Origin of the sequence: Pseudomonas sp. Irchel s3f7 (assembly GCF_900187615.1) — a bacterium.
Classification (GTDB): domain Bacteria; phylum Pseudomonadota; class Gammaproteobacteria; order Pseudomonadales; family Pseudomonadaceae; genus Aquipseudomonas.
Genome location: NZ_FYDO01000016.1, coordinates 1 through 20,310 on the forward strand (window position 1 = coordinate 1; position 20,310 = coordinate 20,310).

The following is a 20,310-nucleotide window of genomic DNA, read 5'->3' on the forward strand; positions in this document are numbered from 1 at the left end:
TGCGGCGACAAAACTGATCTGGCTTGGGCTGCGCAACATCACAGCAAACTGGGGCTCAGCGGCCCATGACTGGAAAAGTGCGATGAATCAATTCGCGATTCTGTACGGAGATCGATTTATCAGGCCAACCTGGTAAAAGCATGGCCTGCCTAACGGCAGGCCGTACCGGCCTGCACACAAAATATCTGACAGTCCCGTCCCGTTTTTTAGGTCGCCCGCCTTCATTCATTGAATATCTTTCAGATAATCCTTGAGCGCAATTAGCGGACTATCAAGCTGCTCCATCGTCTGAACCCCGGCAAATTCCCCCGCCAACCTCCCCAACTCCCGCCCCAACGGCTTATCCACACCCCCAATAGCCTCCAGCGCCAACCCCACACACTCACCCACCTTCACCTGAATCCCCTCAATATCCCCTCGCCGCACCAGCAACTCAAACACATCCCGCTGGTAATCACCCATGACCAGATCGTCACGCAAAATCGGGCTTGAATCTTCCGATTCATAAGCCAGTTTGAGGGAGAAGAGGGCGACGGTTTCCAGGTGTAATTCCATGGGGGGAATCCTTGTGAAATGTTCCGGCGGTGCGGGTGGTGTGTAAGGGCAAGGGGCAAAAGCATCGCCAGCAGGCTGGCTCCCACAGGGTGTGTGGGGTGTCAGGGGCTTTATCGCGGGCGAAAAAAAAGGCCTTGCTAAGCAAGACCTTTCTTAATTTTGGTGCCCCGAGGGAGACTCGAACTCCCACTCCTTTCGAAAACGGATTTTGAATCCGCCGCGTCTACCAATTCCGCCATCAGGGCAATGGCCGCGGAGTATAGAGATGAGATAACCGCTGGTCAATCAGGTACATGGAGAATTTTTGATATTTCCGCTAGACTTCCCGGCCCTGCTAGACGACACCCCATCATGCGCGTTGCTGACTTTACTTTTGAGCTCCCTGATTCGCTGATCGCCCGCCACCCTTTGGCCGAGCGTCGCAATAGTCGCCTGTTGACCCTGGATGGGGTCAGCGGCGCCCTGGCACACCGTCAATTCACGGATTTGCTGGAGCATTTGCGTCCCGGCGACTTGATGGTGTTCAACAATACCCGGGTGATTCCGGCGCGGCTGTTTGGCCAGAAGGCTTCCGGCGGCAAGCTGGAAATCCTGGTGGAGCGGGTGCTCGACAGTCATCGCGTGCTGGCCCATGTGCGTTCCAGCAAGTCGCCCAAGCCTGGGTCGAAGATCCTCATCGACGGCGGTGGCGAGGCCGAGATGCTGGCGCGCCACGATGCGTTGTTCGAGCTGGGGTTTGCTGAAGAGGTGTTGCCGCTGCTCGACCGCGTCGGGCACATGCCGCTGCCTCCTTATATAGACCGCCCGGATGAAGGCGCCGATCGCGAGCGTTACCAGACCGTCTACGCCGAGCGTTTGGGTGCGGTGGCGGCACCGACGGCGGGGCTGCATTTCGATCAGGTGCTGATGGAGGCGATTGCCGCCAAGGGCGTCGAGACCGCGTTCGTGACCCTGCACGTCGGCGCTGGCACGTTCCAGCCGGTGCGCGTCGAGAAGCTCGAAGACCACCACATGCACAGCGAATGGCTGGAAGTCGGCCAGGACGTGGTGGATGCCGTTGCCGCCTGCCGCGCTCGCGGTGGTCGCGTGGTGGCCGTGGGGACCACCAGCGTGCGTTCCCTGGAAAGCGCCGCCCGCGATGGCGTGCTCAAGCCGTTCAGTGGCGATACCGACATTTTCATCTTCCCGGGCCGGCCGTTTCATGTGGTCGATGCCCTGGTCACCAACTTCCATTTGCCCGAATCCACGCTGTTGATGCTGGTTTCGGCGTTCGCCGGTTATCCCGAGACCATGGCTGCCTACAAGGCCGCGGTCGACAACGGTTACCGCTTTTTCAGTTACGGTGATGCGATGTTCATCACGCGTAATCCTGCGCCGACTGCCCCTAAAGAATCGGGCTCAGAGGAAACTGTATGAGTCGCACCTGTCGTATGTCTTTCGAGCTGCTGGCCACTGATGGCAAGGCTCGTCGCGGTCGTTTGACCTTCCCGCGCGGTACCGTCGAGACCCCGGCCTTCATGCCGGTGGGCACCTACGGCACGGTCAAGGGCATGCTGCCACGGGATATCGAGGCGACTGGCGCTGAAATCATTCTGGGCAACACCTTCCACCTGTGGCTGCGCCCGGGTACGGAAGTGATCAAGAAGCACGGCGACCTGCACGATTTCATGCAGTGGAAAGGCCCGATCCTGACCGACTCCGGCGGTTTCCAGGTGTTCAGCCTGGGCGCCATGCGCAAGATCAAGGAGGAGGGCGTGACCTTCGCTTCCCCGGTCGATGGCGCCAAGGTGTTCATGGGCCCGGAAGAGTCGATGCAGGTCCAGCGTGACCTGGGCTCCGACATCGTGATGATTTTCGACGAATGCACGCCGTACCCGGCTGATGAAGACGTCGCGCGTATTTCCATGGAGTTGTCCCTGCGTTGGGCCAAGCGTTCGAAAGAAGCCCATGGCGAAAACACGGCAGCGCTGTTCGGCATCGTGCAGGGCGGCATGCACCAGGACCTGCGCATGCGCTCCCTGGAAGGCCTCGATCAGATCGGCTTCGACGGTCTGGCCATCGGCGGCCTGTCGGTGGGCGAACCGAAGCACGAAATGATCAAGGTGCTGGATTACCTACCGGGCATGATGCCGGCTGACAAACCTCGTTACCTTATGGGCGTTGGCAAACCGGAAGATCTGGTTGAGGGTGTGCGCCGCGGTGTGGACATGTTCGATTGCGTGATGCCAACCCGTAATGCCCGCAATGGGCATCTGTTCATTGATACCGGCGTGCTGAAGATCCGAAACGCGTTCCATCGCCATGATGATTCGCCGCTCGATCCGACCTGCGATTGCTATACCTGCCAGAACTTCTCCCGCGCTTATCTGCATCACCTGGACAAGTGCGGCGAAATGCTCGGGAGCATGCTCAATACCATCCATAACTTGCGTCATTATCAAGTGCTTATGGCTGGTTTGCGCGAGGCTATTCAACAGGGTACATTGGCCGCCTTTGTCGATGCCTTCTACGCCAAACGCGGGTTACCTGTTCCGCCTTTGGACTGAGTTTACTGACCCCAAGATTCAACATTTGCAACTGGAGTGCTAAATGAGCTTTTTTATCTCTAATGCCATGGCTGACGCCGCTGCACCTGCTGCTGCCGGCCCAATGGGCGGCGGTTTCGAGTGGATTTTCCTGGTCGGTTTCCTGGTCATCTTCTACCTGATGATCTGGCGTCCACAGGCCAAGCGCGCCAAAGAGCAGAAGAATCTGCTGAGCAGCCTGCAGAAAGGCGACGAAGTTGTGACCACCGGCGGCATCGCCGGCAAGATCACTAAAGTTGCAGACGATTTCGTTGTTCTGGAAGTTTCCGACACCGTCGAAATGAAATTCCAGAAAGGCGCCATCGCTGCCACGCTGCCAAAAGGCACGCTGAAAGCGATCTAAGTTTCATCTTCATTTTCAATCGACGGGGCGCGCAAGGCGCCCCGCGTCATAAACGGGCGGCGTGATGCTGAACAAATATCCTCTGTGGAAATACATTCTGATCCTGGCGGTGCTGGCGGTCGGTCTGATTTATTCCGCTCCCAATCTTTATCCTGATGACCCGGCCATTCAGGTCAGCGGTGCAAGCACTGCGCTGCAAGTCAATCAGGCTGATCTGGATCGAGTGAGCGCTGCGCTCAAGGAATCCGGGATCAACGTCAAGGCTGCCACCCTGGCAGAGGGCGGCAAGGGCGGTCTGATTCGCCTGACCAAGGCTGAAGACCAGCTGCCGGCCAAAGACGTCGTGCGCAAGGCATTGGGTGATGACTACGTCGTCGCGCTGAACCTGGCGCAAACCACCCCGCAATGGCTGCGCAACCTCGCTGCGCACCCGATGAAGCTGGGTCTGGACTTGTCCGGTGGTGTGCACTTCCTGCTGGAAGTGGACATGGATAAAGCCCTCGACGCCCGCCTGAAAGTCTACGAAGGCGACGTCAAGAGCCTGCTGCGCAAAGAGAAACTGCGTTATCGCAGCCTGCCGCAACTCGATGGTGCCATTCAGCTGGGCTTCACTGATGAAGCAGCCCGCGAACAGGCCCGTACGCTGATCCGCAAGAGCTTCAACGATTTCGACATTGTTCCGGCCGACCTCAATGGCCAACCGGTACTGCGTCTGGCGATGACCCCGGCCAAGCTGGCGGAAATCCGCGAATACTCCATCAAGCAGAACTTGACCACGGTACGTAACCGCGTCAATGAACTGGGTGTTGCCGAACCGATCGTCCAGCGCCAGGGCGCCAACCGCATCGTGGTTGAGCTGCCGGGCGTGCAGGACACCGCCGAAGCCAAGCGTATCCTCGGCAAGACGGCCAACCTCGAGTTCCGTCTGGCTGCTGAGCCTGGTGCTTCGAAAGCCACTTCCGAGTCTTTCGAGTTCCGTGAGGGCAACCGTCCTCCGGCTCTGATCGAGCGTGGCCTGATCATCACGGGTGACCAGGTCACTGACGCGAAGGCCGGTTTCGGTGAGCAGGGTACGCCGGAAGTGAACATTCGTCTGGACGGTCACGGCGGCGAGCTGATGAACCGTGCGACCCGTTCGAACGTGGGTCGCAGCATGGCGGTGATCTTCATCGAGCAGCGTCCGGTCACCACTTACGTCAAGCAAATGGTCAACGGCGTCGAGAAAGACGTGCCGGTGCAGACGTTCAAGGAAGAGAAAAAGATCATCAGCCTGGCGACCATTCAGTCGCCGCTGGGTGCTCAGTTCCGCATCACTGGCCTGAACGGCCAGGGCGAATCGTCTGAACTGGCACTGCTGCTGCGTGCCGGTGGTCTGGCGGCGCCAATGTACTTCGCTGAAGAGCGCACCATTGGTCCAAGCCTGGGTGCCGACAACATCACCAAAGGCATCGATGCATCGCTGTGGGGCATGCTGTTCGTCTCGCTGTTCATCATGGCCATCTACCGCTTCTTCGGCGTCATCGCCACCGTCGCGCTGGCGGTGAACATGGTGCTGCTGCTGGCCTTGATGTCGCTGCTGGGTGCAACGCTGACCCTGCCGGGTATCGCGGGTATCGTGTTGACCATGGGTATGGCGGTCGACGCCAACGTGCTGATCTTCTCGCGGATTCGTGAAGAGATTGCCGCGGGCATGTCGGTGCAGCGTGCAATCAACGAAGGCTTCGGCCGGGCATTCACCGCGATTCTCGACGCCAACCTGACCACCTTGCTGGTCGGCGGCATCCTCTTTGCCATGGGCACCGGCCCGGTCAAGGGCTTCGCAGTGACCATGTCCCTCGGGATCTTTACCTCGATGTTCACGGCCATCATGGTGACCCGCGCGATGGTCAACCTGATCTTCGGCGGTCGTGACTTCAAGAAGTTGTGGATTTAAGGGGCTGCCATGTTACGTACAATCAACTTCATGGGCGTTCGCAACTTTGCGTTCGGCGTCACATTGTTCCTCACGGTGCTGGCCTTGTTCAGCGTCGCCACCAAGGGCATGAACTGGGGCCTGGACTTCACCGGCGGTACGCTCATCGAGCTGACCTACGAGCGTCCGGCTGACGTCACCAAGGTGCGTGAGCAGCTGGTGAGTGCCGGTTATAACGACGCCATCGTGCAGAACTTCGGTGCAACCACCGATCTGCTGGTGCGTATGCCTGGCGAAGACCCGCAGCTGGGTCACCAGGTGGCCGAGGCCTTGCAGAAGGTGGGTGGCGAGAACCCGGCGACGGTCAAGCGTGTCGAGTTCGTCGGCCCGCAGGTGGGTGAAGAGCTGCGCGACCAGGGCGGCCTCGGCATGCTGATGGCGCTGGGCGGCATCCTGATCTACCTGGCTTTCCGCTTTCAGTGGAAGTTTGCGGTCGGTGCGATCGTGTCCCTGATTCACGACGTGATCGTGACCATCGGTATCCTGTCGTTCTTCCAGATCACCTTCGACTTGACGGTGCTGGCGGCGGTACTGGCGATCATCGGTTACTCGCTCAACGACACCATCGTGGTATTCGACCGGGTTCGTGAGAACTTCCGTGTACTGCGCAAGGCCAGCCTGATCGAGAACATCAACATCTCGACCACGCAAACCCTGCTGCGGACCATGGCGACGTCGATCTCCACGTTGCTGGCGATCGCGGCCCTGTTGTTCTTCGGTGGCGACAACCTGTTCGGCTTCTCCATCGCGCTGTTCATCGGTGTTCTGGCGGGTACTTACTCGTCGATCTACATCGCGAACGTGGTGCTGATCTGGCTGAACCTGAGCACTGAGGATTTGATTCCTGCGGTTAATACCGAGAAGGAAGTCGACGACCGTCCTTGAAGGAAAGTTCTCCTGGCGGTGTAGTCCAAAAAGGCGCGAGTTGAACTCGCGCCTTTTTTTGTGCTCCAAGGCAGGGAGAAGCGCGGACATGTTCCGCATGTGATGGTCAGGAGGTTCATGTGAACAAGTCGATGCTGGTTGGTGCTGTGCTGGGTGCTGTCGGTGTAACTGCCGGGGGTGCTGTCGCCACCTACAGCCTGGTTAAAAGCGGCCCAGAGTACGCACAAGTACTCGCCGTTGAGCCGGTCAAGACACAAATCAAGACTCCACGTGAAGTGTGCAAGGACGTAGCGGTCACCCGGCAAGCGCCGGTGAAAGATCAACACCAGATCGCCGGTACCGTAGTAGGTGCACTTGCGGGTGGTCTGCTGGGTAATCAGATCGGCGGCGGCAGCGGCAAGAAAATTGCCACGGTTGCGGGCGCGGTCGGTGGCGGTTACGCCGGCAACAAGGTTCAGGAGGGCATGCAGGAGCGTGACACCTACACCACGACTCAGACCCGTTGTAATACGGTGAATGACATCAGTGACAAGGTAGTGGGTTACGACGTGCGGTACTCGTTGGAAGGCAAGGAAGGCAAAGTGCGCATGGATCGTGATCCGGGCAACCAGATTCCGGTGGATAAAGAAGGCAAGTTGATCTTGTCGGAGAATCAGACGGCTCATTGATCTGCTGGCACTGGTTAAAAAAGAAGCACCCTGCGGGGTGCTTTTTTTGTGTGCGCAACTTATTGCTGATCTGTAGGAGCCGGCTTGCTGGCGAATGATGCCACACCGTTTGCCTGACGCACCGCTATCGCTGGCAAGCCAGCTCCTACAGGGGGTGGGCATTGCTGGATCTGTAGGAGCCGGCTTGCTGGCGATCTAGGTGTAACAGTCGACATCAATAGTGAATGTCAGATGGAATCGCCAGCAAGCCGGCTCCTGCAAAAGGAATCGTGAATTCCAGGCATAAAAAAAGCACCCCGAAGGGTGCTTTTTCTGTCGCTGGACGCTTAGCGCTTCAGCGAGGCCGGGAGGTGCGGCTGGATGGCCGTCAAAACTGCCTTGAAGCACTTGGTGTTACCGGCAACGATGTGGCCTTTTTCAAGGAAGTCGTGACCACCGGTGAAGTCGCTCACCAGGCCGCCGGCTTCTTGAATCAGCAGGGCGCCTGCTGCCATGTCCCACTCGGACAGGCCCGACTCCCAGAACGCGTCGAAACGGCCGGCAGCCACGTAGGCCAGGTCCAGGCTCGCCGAGCCAGCGCGGCGGATGCCGGCGGTCTGGCCAACCAGGGCGCGGAACATGCCCAGGTAGTTGTCGAGGTTGTCCATCTGGTCGTCACGGAACGGGAAGCCGGTACCCAGCAGGGCGCCGTCCAGGCTGGTGCGGCCGCTGACGCGCAGGCGACGACCGTTCAGTTGAGCGCCGCGACCACGGCTGGCGGTGAATTCTTCCTGGCGAACCGGGTCCAGAACAACCGCGTGCTCAAGACGACCGCGGTATTTGCAGGCGATGCTGACAGCGAAATGAGGAATGCCGCGCAGGAAGTTGGTGGTGCCGTCCAGTGGATCGATGATCCACAGGTATTCTTCGCCTTCGATGCCGGTGCCGGCGTGCAGGCCGGTCTCTTCACCGCGGATCGAGTGGTTCGGGTAAGCCTTGCGCAGGGCGTCGATGATTTTCTGTTCAGCGGCGCGATCCACCTCGGATACGTAATCCTTGGCGTCTTTTTCGTCGACCTTGATGGTATCCAGGCGCTCGATGGAGCGGAAGATCAATTCACTGGCGCTGCGGGCGGCGCGCAGCGCGATATTCAGCATGGGCTGCATGGATGTGTCACCTAAGGTTGTTAAAGAAAGCCGAGCATTCTATCAGAAAGTTTCTACAGGAGAAGGACGACGTTCGCTTTCATGGCTTAACGGTAGCGAGCGCTGTAAGATTCCGCTCCCGATTATTGTGTTCGAGAGCGCCTCCCTTGCTGCAAAACATTCGTGTCGTCCTGGTCAATACCAGCCATCCGGGCAATATCGGCGGGGCTGCGCGTGCCATGAAGAACATGGGCCTGTCGCGGCTGGTGCTGGTCGAGCCTCGTCTGTTCCCGCATCACGAGGCCGATGCCCGTGCCTCCGGTGCCGGTGACATCCTTGAAAACGCGCAAGTCGTCGCCACGTTGGAAGATGCGTTGGTCGGCTGCAATCTGGTGCTCGGCACCAGTGCCCGCGACCGTCGCATTCCCTGGCCGTTGCTCGATCCCCGCGAATGCGGCACGAAAGTGGTCGAGGAAGCCGGGCAGGGTGCAGAAATCGCCTTGGTGTTCGGTCGTGAAGATTCCGGCCTTACCAACGAAGAGCTGCAGCGATGTCATTATCACGTGCACATCCCATCAGACCCTGAGTTCAGCTCGCTGAACCTTGGGGCGGCGGTGCAGGTGTTGAGTTATGAAGTGCGCATGTCCTGGCTGGCGGCCCAAGGTCAGCCAAGCAAGGTCGAGAAGGAAGAAGTGGCTTCGGTCAAAAGCGCTGAGCTGGCGACCATGGATGAGCTGGAGCGATTCTATGAGCACCTGGAGCAAACCCTGGTGGCCATCGAATTCCTCGATCCGGAAAAACCGCGGCACTTGATGGCGCGCCTGCGCCGGTTGTACGGACGCAGCTCGGTCAGTCGGGCGGAAATGAATATTTTGCGTGGCATCCTCACGGAAACCCAAAAAGCGGCCCGTGGTGAGCTTCTTAATCGGAAGGATTAATGATGTTTGAGCGTTTGCGTGAAGATATCCAGAGCGTATTCCATCGAGACCCGGCGGCGCGTAACGCTTTTGAAGTCCTGACCTGCTACCCCGGCATGCACGCCATCTGGATTCACCGTTTGTCGGCAATGCTGTGGCGCGCGGACCTGAAATGGCTGGCGCGGCTGGTGTCGAACTTCGGTCGCTGGTTGACCGGGATCGAGATTCATCCGGGTGCGAAAGTCGGTCGTCGCTTCTTCATTGACCATGGCATGGGTATTGTCATCGGTGAGACCGCCGAGATTGGCGACGACGTGACTATCTATCAGGGTGTGACCCTCGGCGGCACCAGCTGGAACAAGGGCAAGCGCCACCCGACCCTGGGCGATGGCGTAGTGGTCGGGGCGGGCGCGAAGGTGCTCGGTCCGTTCACGGTCGGTGCTGGGGCCAAGGTCGGTTCCAATGCGGTCGTGACCAAGGAAGTACCGCCGGGTGCCACGGTGGTGGGTATTCCGGGGCGGATCATCGTCAAGCCCGACGAAGAGCAGGACGCCAAGCGCAAAGCCATGGCCGAGAAAATCGGCTTCGATGCCTACGGCGTGACTGAAGACATGCCCGACCCGGTGGCGCGTGCCATTGGTCAGCTGCTCGATCACCTGCAGGCGGTCGATGGACGGTTGGAGGGGATGTGCGGGGCGCTGAAGGATCTGGGCAGTAATTACTGTGCGAAAGATCTGCCTGAGCTGCGCGAAGAAGACTTCGCCTGCGTAAAAGACAAAGACGAAAGCAAAGCCGGTTGATGTCACTGTGAGCTGCCGAAGGCTGCGATCTTTTGATCTTAAACGGGCAAGATCAAAAGATCGCGGCCTGCGGCAGCTCCTGCGGGTCGCAATCAGGTAATGGCAGAGCGCTGACCGGTGTGCAATTAAGCCGCAGACCCTGCTATGATGCGCCCGCTCTTTTGCGGGTAATCCTGACTAAAGTACTAGGTCTTATAGTTGACTTAAATACTCGGGAATTGCATACTCGCCCCATTCCGAACTCCGTGGTAATTGTCCATGCGACTGACTACAAAAGGCCGATACGCCGTGACCGCCATGCTCGATCTGGCGTTGCACGCGCAGCACGGGCCCGTGTCCCTGGCCGATATCTCCGAGCGCCAAGGCATCTCCCTGTCCTACCTCGAGCAGCTTTTCGCCAAATTGCGCCGCAGCAATCTGGTGTCCAGCGTCCGGGGTCCAGGCGGCGGTTACCAGCTGTCACGCGACATGCAGGGTATCCAGGTCGCCCAGGTGATCGATGCGGTGAACGAATCGGTCGATGCAACCAAATGCCAGGGCCAGGGTGATTGCCACTCCGGTGACACTTGCCTGACTCACCACTTGTGGTGCGACCTGAGCTTGCAGATTCACGAATTTCTGAGCGGTATCAGCTTGGCTGACCTTGTGACTCGCCGTGAGGTGCAAGAAGTAGCCCAGCGTCAGGACCAGCGCCGTTGCAACAGCAAGGCGCCACGCCTGGACAAGATTGAAGCGTCCGCCGTCGAATGACAGCCGAAGAGCTAGCGGCACGACAGCCAGCCTGATTTAGGAGATAGTCCATGAAATTGCCGATTTACCTTGATTACTCTGCGACCACCCCGGTTGATCCGCGTGTTGCGCAAAAAATGAGTGAATGCCTGCTGGTCGACGGAAACTTCGGTAACCCGGCGTCCCGTTCCCACGTGTTCGGCTGGAAAGCTGAAGAGTCCGTTGAAAACGCCCGTCGTCAGGTCGCCGACCTGGTCAACGCCGATCCGCGTGAAATCGTCTGGACCTCCGGTGCCACCGAGTCCGACAACCTGGCAATCAAGGGTGCGGCGCATTTCTATGCCACCAAAGGCAAGCACCTGATCACCACCAAGATTGAGCACAAGGCTGTCCTCGACACCATGCGCCAACTGGAGCGTGAAGGTTTCGAAGTGACCTACATCGAGCCTCGTACCGATGGCCTGGTGACCCCTGAGATGATCGAAGCCGAACTGCGCGACGACACCATCCTGGTTTCGGTCATGCACGTGAACAACGAAATCGGCACCATCAACGACATTGCAGCGATCGGCGAACTACTCCGCTCCAAGGGCATTCTGTTCCACGTCGACGCCGCTCAGTCCACCGGCAAGGTCGAGATCGACCTGCAGAAGCTGAAAGTCGACATGATGTCGTTCTCCGCCCACAAGACCTACGGTCCTAAAGGCATCGGCGCGCTGTACGTCAGCCGCAAGCCGCGTGTGCGCATCGAGGCGACCATGCACGGCGGCGGTCACGAGCGCGGCATGCGTTCCGGCACCCTGGCCACTCACCAGATCGTAGGCATGGGTGAAGCGTTCCGTGTTGCCAAAGAAGACATGGCGAGCGAGAACGTGCGCATCAAGGCATTGAGCGACCGCTTCTACAAGCAGGTCGAGCACCTGGAAGAGCTGTACGTCAACGGCAGCCTGACCGCCCGCGTTCCGCACAACCTGAACCTGAGCTTCAACTACGTTGAAGGCGAGTCGCTGATCATGGCGCTCAAGGATCTGGCGGTTTCGTCCGGTTCGGCCTGCACCTCTGCGTCCCTGGAGCCTTCGTACGTACTGCGCGCCCTGGGCCGCAACGACGAACTGGCACACAGCTCGATCCGCTTCACCTTCGGCCGCTTCACCACCGAAGAAGAAATCGATTACGCCGCGCAGAAAGTCTGCGAGGCCGTTACCAAGCTGCGCGCTCTGTCGCCGCTGTGGGACATGTACAAAGACGGCGTCGACATCTCGAAGATCGAGTGGGCGGCACACTAAACAAAGAAGCCGCCGGATACAGGTCCTGTAGCAGCGCGGCGGTAAACGCAGCGTAACTACAGGGTCTCAAGAGCGGCCCTGATGAGTGAGGATTTAGAATCATGGCTTACAGCGAAAAGGTCATCGACCACTACGAAAACCCGCGTAACGTCGGCAAGATGGACGCGGAAGATCCTGATGTCGGCACCGGCATGGTCGGCGCTCCGGCGTGCGGCGATGTGATGCGCCTGCAGATCAAGGTCAACGACGCCGGCATCATCGAAGATGCCAAGTTCAAGACCTACGGCTGCGGTTCGGCTATCGCTTCCAGCTCCCTCGCCACCGAGTGGATGAAGGGCAAGACCCTGGACGAAGCAGAAACCATCAAGAACACTCAGCTGGCTGAAGAACTGGCCCTGCCGCCAGTGAAAATTCACTGCTCCGTACTCGCTGAAGACGCTATCAAAGCGGCCGTTCGCGACTACAAGCAGAAGAAAGGCTTGATCTGATTTTTGGCGACGAGTAAGGAGTCACCGATGGCTATCAGCATGACAGAAGCGGCTGCTCGACACGTGCGGCGCTCCCTCGACGGGCGCGGCAAAGGTGAAGGGATTCGTCTGGGTGTTCGCACCACAGGCTGTTCCGGCCTTGCCTACGTGCTGGAGTTTGTCGACGAGGTGGTTGCAGAGGATCAGGTGTTCGAAAGTCACGGCGAAAAAGTGATTATCGACCCGAAAAGCCTGGCCTACCTGGACGGCACCGAGCTCGATTTCGTCAAGGAAGGGTTGAACGAAGGCTTCAAGTTCAACAACCCCAACGTGCGCGGTGAATGTGGCTGCGGCGAAAGCTTCAACATCTGAGGCTTGTCGTGGGTACTCCTTGTCATTTCGCTTTATTTGAGCTGCAACCGAGTTTCGATCTGGATCTCGATCAGCTGGCTACGCGCTACCGTGAGTTGGCGCGCAGTGTTCATCCGGACCGCTTCGCCGACGCTTCCGAGCGTGAGCAGCGGCTGGCGCTGGAGCAATCCGCGAGCCTCAACGAGGCCTATCAGACGCTCAAGAACCCACCCAAGCGCGCGCGTTACCTGCTCGCCTTGAATGGTGGCGAGCTGCCGCTGGAGGTCACGGTGCATGATCCGGAGTTTCTGCTGCAACAGATGGAGTTGCGCGAAGAGCTCGAAGACCTGCAGGACAGCGCAGACTTGAATGGAGTTGCCGTCTTCAAGCGTCGCCTGAAGGCAGCCCAGGATCGGCTGAACCAAAGCTTCTCGGCTTGCTGGAACGATGCCGCGCAACGCGAACAGGCCGAACGCCTGATGCGGCGCATGCAGTTCCTCGACAAGCTCACCTACGAAGTGCGCCAGTTAGAAGAGCGCCTCGACGATTAACCCAGTGCCGCTCCGGTCGCACGCCTGATATACAGATAAGTCCTGATAACGATGGCCCTACTGCAGATCGCCGAACCCGGCCAAAGTCCTCAACCGCACCAGCGTCGTCTGGCTGTGGGGATCGACTTGGGCACTACCAATTCGCTGGTCGCTGCATTGCGCAGTGGTCTTTCCGAGCCTCTTGCCGACGCAGAAGGGCGGGTCATCCTGCCGTCTGCTGTGCGCTACCACGCTGATCGCGTCGAAGTGGGCGAATCCGCCAAGCTGGCTGCCGCTACCGATCCCTTGAATACCGTGCTGTCGGTCAAGCGCTTGATGGGTCGTGGTCTGTCCGACGTCAAGCAATTGGGTGAGCAACTGCCATACCGTTTTGTCGGTGGCGAGTCGCATATGCCGTTCATCGATACGATCCAGGGCCCGAAAAGCCCGGTCGAAGTCTCTGCCGATATCCTCAAGGTCCTGCGTCAACGCGCCGAAGTGACGTTGGGTGGCGAACTTGTGGGTGCGGTCATCACGGTTCCGGCGTATTTCGACGATGCTCAGCGCCAGGCCACCAAGGATGCGGCCAAGCTGGCCGGTCTGAACGTGCTGCGGTTGCTCAATGAGCCGACCGCCGCCGCTGTGGCCTATGGTCTGGATCAACACGCCGAAGGCCTGGTCGCGATTTATGACCTGGGCGGCGGTACTTTCGATATTTCGATTCTGCGCCTGACCGGCGGTGTCTTCGAAGTTCTGGCCACTGGCGGCGACAGCGCCCTGGGCGGCGATGACTTCGACCACGCGATCGCTGGCTGGATCATTGAGAGCGCGGGCCTGTCCGCCGATCTCGATCCGGGCGCGCAGCGTCAACTGCTGCAAACCGCCTGTGCGGCCAAGGAAACGCTGACCAATGCTCCGTCGGTCGAAGTGGCCCACGGCGACTGGAAAGCCGAGCTGACCCGCGAAGCCTTCGATGCGCTGATCGAGCCGATGGTCGCTCGCAGCCTGAAAGCCTGCCGCCGTGCGGTGCGTGATTCCGGTATCGAACTGGAAGACGTACATGCCGTGGTCATGGTCGGTGGTTCGACTCGCGTGCCTCGCGTTCGCGAAGCTGTCGCCGAAGCCTTCGGTCGCCAGCCGCTGACGGAAATCGACCCGGATCAAGTGGTAGCCATTGGTGCTGCGATCCAGGCCGATACCTTGGCCGGCAACAAGCGTGACGGCGGCGAACTGCTGTTGCTCGACGTGATTCCGTTGTCCCTGGGGCTGGAAACCATGGGTGGCTTGATGGAGAAGGTGATTCCGCGCAACACCACCATCCCCGTCGCCCGCGCCCAGGACTTCACCACTTACAAAGACGGCCAGTCGGCCATGGCCATCCACGTATTGCAGGGCGAGCGTGAGCTGATCAGCGACTGTCGCTCGCTGGCTCGCTTCGAGCTGCGCGGTATTCCGGCGATGGTGGCTGGCGCGGCGAAGATTCGCGTGACCTTCCAGGTCGATGCCGATGGTCTGCTCAGCGTTTCCGCCCGCGAACTCGGTTCGGGCGTTGAGGCCAGCATCCAGGTCAAGCCGTCCTACGGTCTGACCGACGGCGAAATCGCCAAAATGCTCAAGGATTCGTTCCAGCACGCCAATGACGACAAGGTTGCCCGCGTGCTGCGTGAGCAGCAGGTCGACGCTCAGCGCCTGATCGAAGCGGTGCAGGCTGCACTTGAGGTCGACGGCGAGCGTTTGCTCGACGCTGAAGAGCGCATGGTCATCGACATGCAGGTGCAGGAACTGGTCGAACTGATGAAAGGTACCGATGGTTACGCCATCGAGCAGCAGACCAAGCGTCTGTCGCAAGTGACCGACGCTTTTGCTGCCCGCCGCATGGATTTGACGGTGAAAGCCGCTCTGTCGGGGCGCAACCTGAATGAAATCGAGGATATCTGATGCCGCAGGTCATTTTTCTGCCCCACGAGAAGTTCTGCCCGGAAGGCATGGTTGTTGAGGCTGAGACGGGTGTTTCCATCCTCGAACTGGCCCATGAGCACCACATCGAGATGGAAAGTGCTTGTGGCGGCGTCTGTGCGTGCACCACTTGTCATTGCATCATTCGTGAGGGTTTCGACTCGCTGGAAGAGGCCGACGAGCTGGAAGAAGACTACCTTGATAAGGCTTGGGGTCTTGAGCGTGAGTCCCGTCTGGGTTGTCAGGCCAGGGTCGGTACCGAAGACCTGACCGTCGAGATTCCGAAGTACTCGCTCAACCACGCAGCCGAAGCACCGCACTGATTCAAGGAATTGTCATGAAACTCAAGTGGACTGATGTGCTGGAAATCGCGATCCAGCTGGCTGAAAGCAAGCCCGACGTGGACCCTATGTCGGTCAACTTCGTCGATCTGCGTAAATGGGTGATGGAACTGCCCGATTTCGACGACATGCCTGAGCATTGTGGCGAAAAGATCCTGGAGGCCATCCAGGCCCACTGGATCGAAGAACGCGACTGAGCCACGCCGCAGGTTAGGCAATACCCGAGAACCCGCGTATAATTCGCGGGTTTAATTTTTCGTAAATTACCGTTTCTGGAGTTACACCATGGCTGTTCAACGTACTTTCTCCATCATCAAGCCTGACGCTGTTGCAAAAAACGTTATCGGCGAGATCACCACTCGTTTCGAAAAAGCTGGCCTGCGCGTTGTAGCTTCGAAACTGAAGCAACTGTCCAAAGCTGAAGCTGAAGGCTTCTACGCTGAGCACAGCGCTCGTGGTTTCTTCGGCGACCTGGTTGCTTTCATGATCTCCGGTCCGGTTGTCGTTCAGGTTCTGGAAGGCGAAAACGCTATCGCTCTGAACCGTGAGCTGATGGGCGCTACCAACCCTAAAGAAGCTGCTGCCGGCACCATCCGCGCTGACTTCGCTGATTCCATCGACGCCAACGCTGTGCACGGTTCGGACTCCGAAGCCGCTGCCGCTCGCGAAATCTCGTACTTCTTCGCAGCTACTGAAGTAACCACTCGCTAAGCATTGGCTTAAGAGTGAAGGTGAATCCATGACTACATCGACTGTAAAAATTAACCTGCTGGGTCTGACTCAGCTGGAAATGGAAAAATTCTTCGACTCAATCGGGGAGAAGCGTTTCCGTGCCGGTCAGGTAATGAAATGGATTCACCACTTTGGCGTCGATGATTTCGATGCCATGACGAACGTCAGCAAGGCCTTGCGCGAAAAGCTCAAGGCTGTTGCTGAGGTCCGTGGTCCGGAAGTGGTCAGCGAGGACATCTCCAGCGACGGCACCCGTAAGTGGGTGGTGCGCGTGGCGTCCGGCAGCTGCGTCGAGACCGTGTACATTCCCCAGGGCAAACGCGGCACCTTGTGCGTTTCGTCCCAGGCAGGCTGTGCCCTGGATTGCAGTTTCTGCTCCACCGGCAAGCAAGGCTTCAACAGCAACCTCACCGCCGCCGAAGTCATCGGTCAGGTGTGGATTGCCAACAAATCCTTTGGCAGCGTCCCGGCAACCGTCGACCGTGCCATCACCAACGTGGTGATGATGGGCATGGGTGAGCCGCTGCTGAACTTCGATAACGTCATTGCGGCCATGCATCTGATGATGGACGACCTGGGCTACGGCATTTCCAAGCGCCGTGTGACCCTGTCGACCTCCGGCGTGGTGCCGATGATCGATGAGCTGTCCAAGCACATCGACGTCTCGCTGGCGTTGTCCCTGCACGCACCGAATGACGCATTGCGTAACCAATTGGTGCCGATCAACAAGAAGTATCCGCTTAAGATGCTGCTCGAGTCGTGCCAGCGCTACATGTCGTCCTTGGGCGAGAAGCGCGTGCTGACCATCGAGTACACCTTGCTCAAGGACGTGAACGACAAGGTCGAGCACGCCGTTGAAATGATCGAGTTGCTCAAGAACATCCCGTGCAAGATCAACCTGATTCCGTTCAACCCGTTCCCGCATTCCGGTTACGAGCGGCCGAGCAACAACGCCATCCGCCGGTTCCAGGATCAGCTTCATCATGCCGGCTTCAACGTCACCGTCCGCACCACCCGTGGTGAAGACATCGACGCGGCGTGTGGCCAACTGGTAGGGCAGGTGCTGGATCGCACCCGTCGCAGCGAACGTTATATCGCCGTGCGTGAACTCAACGCCGAAAACGATATGGCACAAGACGCTGCGAACAAGTAACCAAGAGAGGATCTCTATGTCCCTGCGCTTTGCGCTGCTTTTGCTGTTGGCCAGCCTGTGTGCTGGCTGCGTGCTTTCGGGTGATTACAATCCGATGAAGACCAGCAAGGGCCGTGATGAAGCGCGAGAGGCATACGTGCAGCTGGGTATCGGTTATTTACAGCAAGGCATGACCGAGCGCGCGAAAGTACCCTTGAAGAAAGCGCTGGATCTGGACGACGCAGACCCGGACGCCAACGCGGCGCTGGGTCTGGTGTTCCAGGCCGAGATGGAGCCGGAGCTGGCTGACCAGCATTTTCGCAAGGCGCTGTCTTCCCGTCCCGCCGATGCGCGAATCCTCAACAATTACGGCAGTTTTCTGTTCGAGCAAAAACGTTACAAGGACGCCTACGAGCGCTTTGAACAAGCTGCTGCCGATACCCTGTATCCTGAACGCTCGCGGGTGTTCGAGAACCTGGGCATGACGGCGGCGATGTTGGGGCAGCGTGATTTGGCCCAACAACAGCTGGAAAAAGCACTGCGCTTGAATCGCCAGCAGCCACGCGCATTGCTGGAAATGGCTGAGTTGTCTTACGAAGACAGGCATTATGTGCCCGCGCGTGACCATTACGACCGTTTTAGCCAACTCACCGAGCAAAATGCACGTAGTCTATTGCTCGGCATTCGGCTGGCGAAAGTGTTTGAAGATCGCGACAAGGCCGCCAGCAAGGGCCTGCAACTAAAAAGACTCTATCCCGGTACGCCGGAATATCAGCAATACCTGTCGGAGCAATGATGAAAGCGGCGCATCCCGAAGTTGTAGCAGCGAATCGCGTTAACCCCGGTGAGACTTTGCGCCAGGCCCGCGAAAGCAATGGCTGGTCGCTGGCCGAAGTGGCCCTCAAGCTCAACCTCACCACCACTTCCCTGAGCAATCTGGAAGCCGGCGCCTTCGACAAGCTGCCTGGGCATACCTTTGCTCGCGGCTATATTCGCGCCTATGCCAAGTTGCTCGGCATGGACCAGACCGTTCTGGTCCAGCAATTCGACCAATCCACCGGTACCGATTCCCAGGGCAGCAGCGTCCACAGCCTGGGGCGAATCGAAGAACCGGTCCGTGTTTCCCATACCATTCTGCGAATCGTCAGCCTGCTGTTGCTGATCGCGGTGATTGGCGGTGGTTTTGTCTGGTGGCAGGATCAAACCTCGCTGCGCACCAAGGACCTGATCGGCCTGGCTCCGGAACACGTTGAAGTCGAAGGCGCCGACGGCACCACGCAGATTCATCCGCTGGACGAGCCGGAAGACCAGGCTGTCGCGGAAGGTCAGGCTGAAGGCGAAACGGCTTTGGCGTTGCCACAGGCCGAAACCTCGGACGAAGCGCCAGCTGAAACCCCGGCAGCCGCACCCGCCGCGCCGACTGCGCCGGCACCTGCTGCACCTGCAATTGCACACAACACCGTGCCAGTTCCTGTGACCCCGGCCCCGGCGGCTCCTGCCGTTCCGGCTCCGGTTGTGACGGCCCCAGCTGCACCGGTCGCACCCGCTCCTGTCGCGACTGCTCCTGTTGCCGGTCAGGGCCAGGTTCAAATTCAGTACACGTCCGACTGCTGGACGCAGGTGACCGACGGCAGCGGCAAAGTGCTGTTCAGTGGTCTCAAGCGTAAAGGCGATAACGTTTCTGTCAGCGGCAAGCCGCCGTTTGCTGTACGTCTGGGCTATGCCCGTGGCGCACAGATCAGCTACAACGGCCAGGCGGTTGATGTTGCTCCGTTCACCAGTGGCGAGACTGCTCGCCTGAAGTTGGGTCAATAAGTCATGCACGGCGAATCTCCAATCAAACGTCGCGAATCGCGCAAGATCTGGGTCGGTAACGTACCTGTTGGCGGCGATGCGCCTATCGCTGTGCAGAGCATGACCAACAGCGACACCAACGATGTCGCGGCCACCGTTGCGCAGATCAATCGTCTGGAAGCGGCCGGTGTCGATATCGTGCGGATCTCGGTGCCGGACATGGACGCCGCCGAAGCCTTCGGCAAGATCAAGCAACAGGTCAAGGTGCCCTTGGTTGCCGACATCCACTTCGACTACAGGATCGCATTGCGCGTAGCCGAATTGGGCGTTGACTGCCTGCGCATCAACCCGGGCAACATCGGTCGCGAAGACCGTGTGCGTGCAGTGGTTGATGCGGCCCGTGATCGCGGGATCCCGATTCGCATCGGCGTCAACGCGGGCTCCCTGGAAAAAGACCTGCAAAAGAAATACGGCGAGCCAACCCCGGCCGCGCTGGTCGAGTCGGCCCTGCGTCATGTCGAGCATCTTGAGCGCTTGAATTTCCAGGACTTCAAGGTCAGCGTGAAGGCTTCCGACGTGTTCATGGCCGTCGAAGCCTACCGATTGCTGGCCAAAGAAATTGTCCAGCCGCTGCACCTTGGCATCACTGAAGCCGGTGGTTTGCGTTCTGGTACGGTGAAATCTGCCGTGGGCCTCGGTATGCTGCTCGCCGAGGGGATTGGCGATACTATCCGCATCTCGTTGGCGGCCGACCCGGTCGAGGAAGTGAAAGTCGGCTACGACATTCTCAAGTCCCTGCACCTGCGTTCCCGTGGCATCAACTTCATTGCCTGCCCGAGCTGCTCGCGGCAGAACTTCGATGTGGTCAAGACCATGAACGAGCTGGAAGGGCGCCTCGAAGACCTTTTGGTACCGCTGGATGTTGCGGTCATCGGTTGCGTGGTCAACGGGCCGGGTGAAGCCAAGGAAGCCCATATCGGCTTGACCGGCGGCACGCCGAACCTGATTTACATCGACGGCAAGCCGTCGCAGAAACTGACGAATGACAATCTGGTGGATGAGCTGGAACGCTTGATCCGCCAGAAAGCGGCCGAAAAGGTCGAAGCTGACGCTGCCGTTATCGCGCGCGGCTGAACCTGACTG

General features: G+C 59.0%; 23 protein-coding genes, 1 tRNA gene and 1 pseudogene. 22 read left to right on the forward strand and 3 right to left on the reverse strand.

Features of this window, described 5'->3' with window-relative positions; genetic code table 11:
• Nucleotides 1-136 (forward strand): annotated as a pseudogene (locus tag CKW19_RS15200) (IS256 family transposase); the annotation flags it as partial.
• Between the two features lie 89 nt (nucleotides 137-225).
• Here CKW19_RS15200 and CKW19_RS15205 read toward each other — a convergent pair.
• Together CKW19_RS15205 and CKW19_RS15210 are read right to left on the reverse strand one after the other, a co-directional pair.
• Nucleotides 226-555, reverse strand: a complete 330-nt coding sequence (locus tag CKW19_RS15205; protein WP_095058578.1) for a hypothetical protein — start codon at nucleotides 553-555, stop codon at nucleotides 226-228.
• Between the two features lie 160 nt (nucleotides 556-715).
• Nucleotides 716-800: transfer RNA gene (locus CKW19_RS15210), tRNA-Leu, on the reverse strand.
• Nucleotides 801-906: 106 nt separating this feature from the next.
• On the opposite strand from CKW19_RS15210, the gene queA reads away from it, so the two are divergent.
• The 6 genes from queA to CKW19_RS15240 all read left to right on the forward strand — a co-directional run bounded on the left by queA (nucleotide 907) and on the right by CKW19_RS15240 (nucleotide 7,008).
• Nucleotides 907-1,971 (forward strand): tRNA preQ1(34) S-adenosylmethionine ribosyltransferase-isomerase QueA, encoded by a 1,065-nt coding sequence (gene queA / locus CKW19_RS15215; RefSeq protein ID WP_095058579.1) that lies wholly within the window; start codon nucleotides 907-909, stop codon nucleotides 1,969-1,971.
• Nucleotides 1,972-1,985: 14 nt separating this feature from the next.
• On the forward strand, nucleotides 1,986-3,101 hold the full coding sequence (tgt, locus tag CKW19_RS15220; RefSeq protein WP_160387208.1) for a tRNA guanosine(34) transglycosylase Tgt: 1,116 nt from the start codon (nucleotides 1,986-1,988) through the stop codon (nucleotides 3,099-3,101).
• A 43-nt stretch (nucleotides 3,102-3,144) separates the two neighbouring features.
• Nucleotides 3,145-3,483, forward strand: a complete 339-nt coding sequence (gene yajC, locus CKW19_RS15225; RefSeq protein WP_007916913.1) for a preprotein translocase subunit YajC — start codon at nucleotides 3,145-3,147, stop codon at nucleotides 3,481-3,483.
• A 64-nt stretch (nucleotides 3,484-3,547) separates the two neighbouring features.
• Nucleotides 3,548-5,416: a protein translocase subunit SecD gene (gene secD / locus CKW19_RS15230; RefSeq protein ID WP_095058580.1), complete on the forward strand. Its 1,869-nt coding sequence runs from the start codon at nucleotides 3,548-3,550 to the stop codon at nucleotides 5,414-5,416.
• Between the two features lie 9 nt (nucleotides 5,417-5,425).
• On the forward strand, nucleotides 5,426-6,340 hold the full coding sequence (gene secF, locus CKW19_RS15235) for a protein translocase subunit SecF (RefSeq protein ID WP_095058581.1): 915 nt from the start codon (nucleotides 5,426-5,428) through the stop codon (nucleotides 6,338-6,340).
• 119 nt (nucleotides 6,341-6,459) lie between these two features.
• Nucleotides 6,460-7,008, forward strand: a complete 549-nt coding sequence (locus CKW19_RS15240) for a glycine zipper 2TM domain-containing protein (protein WP_095058582.1) — start codon at nucleotides 6,460-6,462, stop codon at nucleotides 7,006-7,008.
• A 326-nt stretch (nucleotides 7,009-7,334) separates the two neighbouring features.
• Here CKW19_RS15240 and suhB read toward each other — a convergent pair whose 3' ends face one another.
• On the reverse strand, nucleotides 7,335-8,153 hold the full coding sequence (suhB, locus tag CKW19_RS15245) for an inositol-phosphate phosphatase (protein ID WP_016984379.1): 819 nt from the start codon (nucleotides 8,151-8,153) through the stop codon (nucleotides 7,335-7,337).
• Between the two features lie 146 nt (nucleotides 8,154-8,299).
• On the opposite strand from suhB, the gene trmJ reads away from it, so the two are divergent.
• The 15 genes from trmJ (at nucleotide 8,300) to ispG (ending at nucleotide 20,301) form a co-directional block, all read left to right on the forward strand.
• The gene (gene trmJ / locus CKW19_RS15250) at nucleotides 8,300-9,070 is read left to right on the forward strand and encodes a tRNA (cytosine(32)/uridine(32)-2'-O)-methyltransferase TrmJ (protein ID WP_095058583.1); all 771 of its coding nucleotides are present in this window, start codon (nucleotides 8,300-8,302) and stop codon (nucleotides 9,068-9,070) included.
• Between the two features lie 2 nt (nucleotides 9,071-9,072).
• On the forward strand, nucleotides 9,073-9,849 hold the full coding sequence (gene cysE / locus CKW19_RS15255; protein ID WP_095058584.1) for a serine O-acetyltransferase: 777 nt from the start codon (nucleotides 9,073-9,075) through the stop codon (nucleotides 9,847-9,849).
• 258 nt (nucleotides 9,850-10,107) lie between these two features.
• Nucleotides 10,108-10,599, forward strand: coding sequence for a Fe-S cluster assembly transcriptional regulator IscR (iscR, locus tag CKW19_RS15260; protein ID WP_003227911.1), 492 nt, complete (start codon nucleotides 10,108-10,110; stop codon nucleotides 10,597-10,599).
• Between the two features lie 50 nt (nucleotides 10,600-10,649).
• Nucleotides 10,650-11,864, forward strand: a complete 1,215-nt coding sequence (locus tag CKW19_RS15265; protein WP_095058585.1) for an IscS subfamily cysteine desulfurase — start codon at nucleotides 10,650-10,652, stop codon at nucleotides 11,862-11,864.
• Nucleotides 11,865-11,965: 101 nt separating this feature from the next.
• Nucleotides 11,966-12,352 (forward strand): Fe-S cluster assembly scaffold IscU, encoded by a 387-nt coding sequence (iscU, locus tag CKW19_RS15270; RefSeq protein WP_007974006.1) that lies wholly within the window; start codon nucleotides 11,966-11,968, stop codon nucleotides 12,350-12,352.
• 27 nt (nucleotides 12,353-12,379) lie between these two features.
• The gene (gene iscA / locus CKW19_RS15275) at nucleotides 12,380-12,703 is read left to right on the forward strand and encodes an iron-sulfur cluster assembly protein IscA (protein ID WP_003227904.1); all 324 of its coding nucleotides are present in this window, start codon (nucleotides 12,380-12,382) and stop codon (nucleotides 12,701-12,703) included.
• Nucleotides 12,704-12,711: 8 nt separating this feature from the next.
• Nucleotides 12,712-13,233 (forward strand): co-chaperone HscB, encoded by a 522-nt coding sequence (gene hscB / locus CKW19_RS15280; RefSeq protein WP_095058586.1) that lies wholly within the window; start codon nucleotides 12,712-12,714, stop codon nucleotides 13,231-13,233.
• A 51-nt stretch (nucleotides 13,234-13,284) separates the two neighbouring features.
• Complete coding sequence (gene hscA, locus CKW19_RS15285; RefSeq protein WP_095058587.1) at nucleotides 13,285-15,150, forward strand: Fe-S protein assembly chaperone HscA; 1,866 nt, start codon at nucleotides 13,285-13,287, stop codon at nucleotides 15,148-15,150.
• Nucleotides 15,150-15,491, forward strand: coding sequence for an ISC system 2Fe-2S type ferredoxin (fdx, locus tag CKW19_RS15290; protein ID WP_095058588.1), 342 nt, complete (start codon nucleotides 15,150-15,152; stop codon nucleotides 15,489-15,491). Before hscA ends, fdx begins: the two co-directional genes overlap by 1 nt.
• Before the next feature lie 14 nt (nucleotides 15,492-15,505).
• Nucleotides 15,506-15,706 (forward strand): Fe-S cluster assembly protein IscX, encoded by a 201-nt coding sequence (iscX, locus tag CKW19_RS15295; protein ID WP_007973999.1) that lies wholly within the window; start codon nucleotides 15,506-15,508, stop codon nucleotides 15,704-15,706.
• An 88-nt stretch (nucleotides 15,707-15,794) separates the two neighbouring features.
• Nucleotides 15,795-16,220 carry a nucleoside-diphosphate kinase gene (ndk, locus tag CKW19_RS15300; RefSeq protein WP_007916882.1) on the forward strand — a complete coding sequence of 142 codons (426 nt, stop codon included), beginning with the start codon at nucleotides 15,795-15,797 and terminating at the stop codon, nucleotides 16,218-16,220.
• Between the two features lie 28 nt (nucleotides 16,221-16,248).
• Nucleotides 16,249-17,394, forward strand: coding sequence for a 23S rRNA (adenine(2503)-C(2))-methyltransferase RlmN (rlmN, locus tag CKW19_RS15305; RefSeq protein WP_095058589.1), 1,146 nt, complete (start codon nucleotides 16,249-16,251; stop codon nucleotides 17,392-17,394).
• A gap of 16 nt (nucleotides 17,395-17,410) precedes the next feature.
• A complete protein-coding gene (pilW, locus tag CKW19_RS15310) occupies nucleotides 17,411-18,169 on the forward strand; it encodes a type IV pilus biogenesis/stability protein PilW (protein ID WP_095058590.1) in 759 nt (252 codons plus the stop codon).
• Nucleotides 18,169-19,188 (forward strand): RodZ family helix-turn-helix domain-containing protein, encoded by a 1,020-nt coding sequence (locus CKW19_RS15315; RefSeq protein WP_095058591.1) that lies wholly within the window; start codon nucleotides 18,169-18,171, stop codon nucleotides 19,186-19,188. The genes pilW and CKW19_RS15315 overlap by 1 nt, the downstream gene beginning before the upstream one ends.
• A 3-nt stretch (nucleotides 19,189-19,191) precedes the next feature.
• A complete protein-coding gene (ispG, locus tag CKW19_RS15320; protein WP_095058592.1) occupies nucleotides 19,192-20,301 on the forward strand; it encodes a flavodoxin-dependent (E)-4-hydroxy-3-methylbut-2-enyl-diphosphate synthase in 1,110 nt (369 codons plus the stop codon).
• The last annotated feature ends 9 nt before the right edge of the window (nucleotides 20,302-20,310 follow it).

What these genes read in the sequence shown, in the direction of transcription:
- CKW19_RS15205 (WP_095058578.1), bottom strand. Translation starts at nt 555, where the DNA reads ATGGAATTACACCTGGAAACCGTCGCCCTCTTCTCCCTCAAACTGGCT.
- queA (WP_095058579.1), top strand. Translation starts at nt 907, where the DNA reads ATGCGCGTTGCTGACTTTACTTTTGAGCTCCCTGATTCGCTGATCGCC.
- tgt (WP_160387208.1), top strand. Translation starts at nt 1,986, where the DNA reads ATGTCTTTCGAGCTGCTGGCCACTGATGGCAAGGCTCGTCGCGGTCGT.
- yajC (WP_007916913.1), top strand. Translation starts at nt 3,145, where the DNA reads ATGAGCTTTTTTATCTCTAATGCCATGGCTGACGCCGCTGCACCTGCT.
- secD (WP_095058580.1), top strand. Translation starts at nt 3,548, where the DNA reads ATGCTGAACAAATATCCTCTGTGGAAATACATTCTGATCCTGGCGGTG.
- secF (WP_095058581.1), top strand. Translation starts at nt 5,426, where the DNA reads ATGTTACGTACAATCAACTTCATGGGCGTTCGCAACTTTGCGTTCGGC.
- suhB (WP_016984379.1), bottom strand. Translation starts at nt 8,153, where the DNA reads ATGCAGCCCATGCTGAATATCGCGCTGCGCGCCGCCCGCAGCGCCAGT.
- cysE (WP_095058584.1), top strand. Translation starts at nt 9,073, where the DNA reads ATGTTTGAGCGTTTGCGTGAAGATATCCAGAGCGTATTCCATCGAGAC.
- iscR (WP_003227911.1), top strand. Translation starts at nt 10,108, where the DNA reads ATGCGACTGACTACAAAAGGCCGATACGCCGTGACCGCCATGCTCGAT.
- CKW19_RS15265 (WP_095058585.1), top strand. Translation starts at nt 10,650, where the DNA reads ATGAAATTGCCGATTTACCTTGATTACTCTGCGACCACCCCGGTTGAT.
- iscU (WP_007974006.1), top strand. Translation starts at nt 11,966, where the DNA reads ATGGCTTACAGCGAAAAGGTCATCGACCACTACGAAAACCCGCGTAAC.
- iscA (WP_003227904.1), top strand. Translation starts at nt 12,380, where the DNA reads ATGGCTATCAGCATGACAGAAGCGGCTGCTCGACACGTGCGGCGCTCC.
- hscA (WP_095058587.1), top strand. Translation starts at nt 13,285, where the DNA reads ATGGCCCTACTGCAGATCGCCGAACCCGGCCAAAGTCCTCAACCGCAC.
- fdx (WP_095058588.1), top strand. Translation starts at nt 15,150, where the DNA reads ATGCCGCAGGTCATTTTTCTGCCCCACGAGAAGTTCTGCCCGGAAGGC.
- iscX (WP_007973999.1), top strand. Translation starts at nt 15,506, where the DNA reads ATGAAACTCAAGTGGACTGATGTGCTGGAAATCGCGATCCAGCTGGCT.
- ndk (WP_007916882.1), top strand. Translation starts at nt 15,795, where the DNA reads ATGGCTGTTCAACGTACTTTCTCCATCATCAAGCCTGACGCTGTTGCA.
- rlmN (WP_095058589.1), top strand. Translation starts at nt 16,249, where the DNA reads ATGACTACATCGACTGTAAAAATTAACCTGCTGGGTCTGACTCAGCTG.
- pilW (WP_095058590.1), top strand. Translation starts at nt 17,411, where the DNA reads ATGTCCCTGCGCTTTGCGCTGCTTTTGCTGTTGGCCAGCCTGTGTGCT.
- CKW19_RS15315 (WP_095058591.1), top strand. Translation starts at nt 18,169, where the DNA reads ATGAAAGCGGCGCATCCCGAAGTTGTAGCAGCGAATCGCGTTAACCCC.
- ispG (WP_095058592.1), top strand. Translation starts at nt 19,192, where the DNA reads ATGCACGGCGAATCTCCAATCAAACGTCGCGAATCGCGCAAGATCTGG.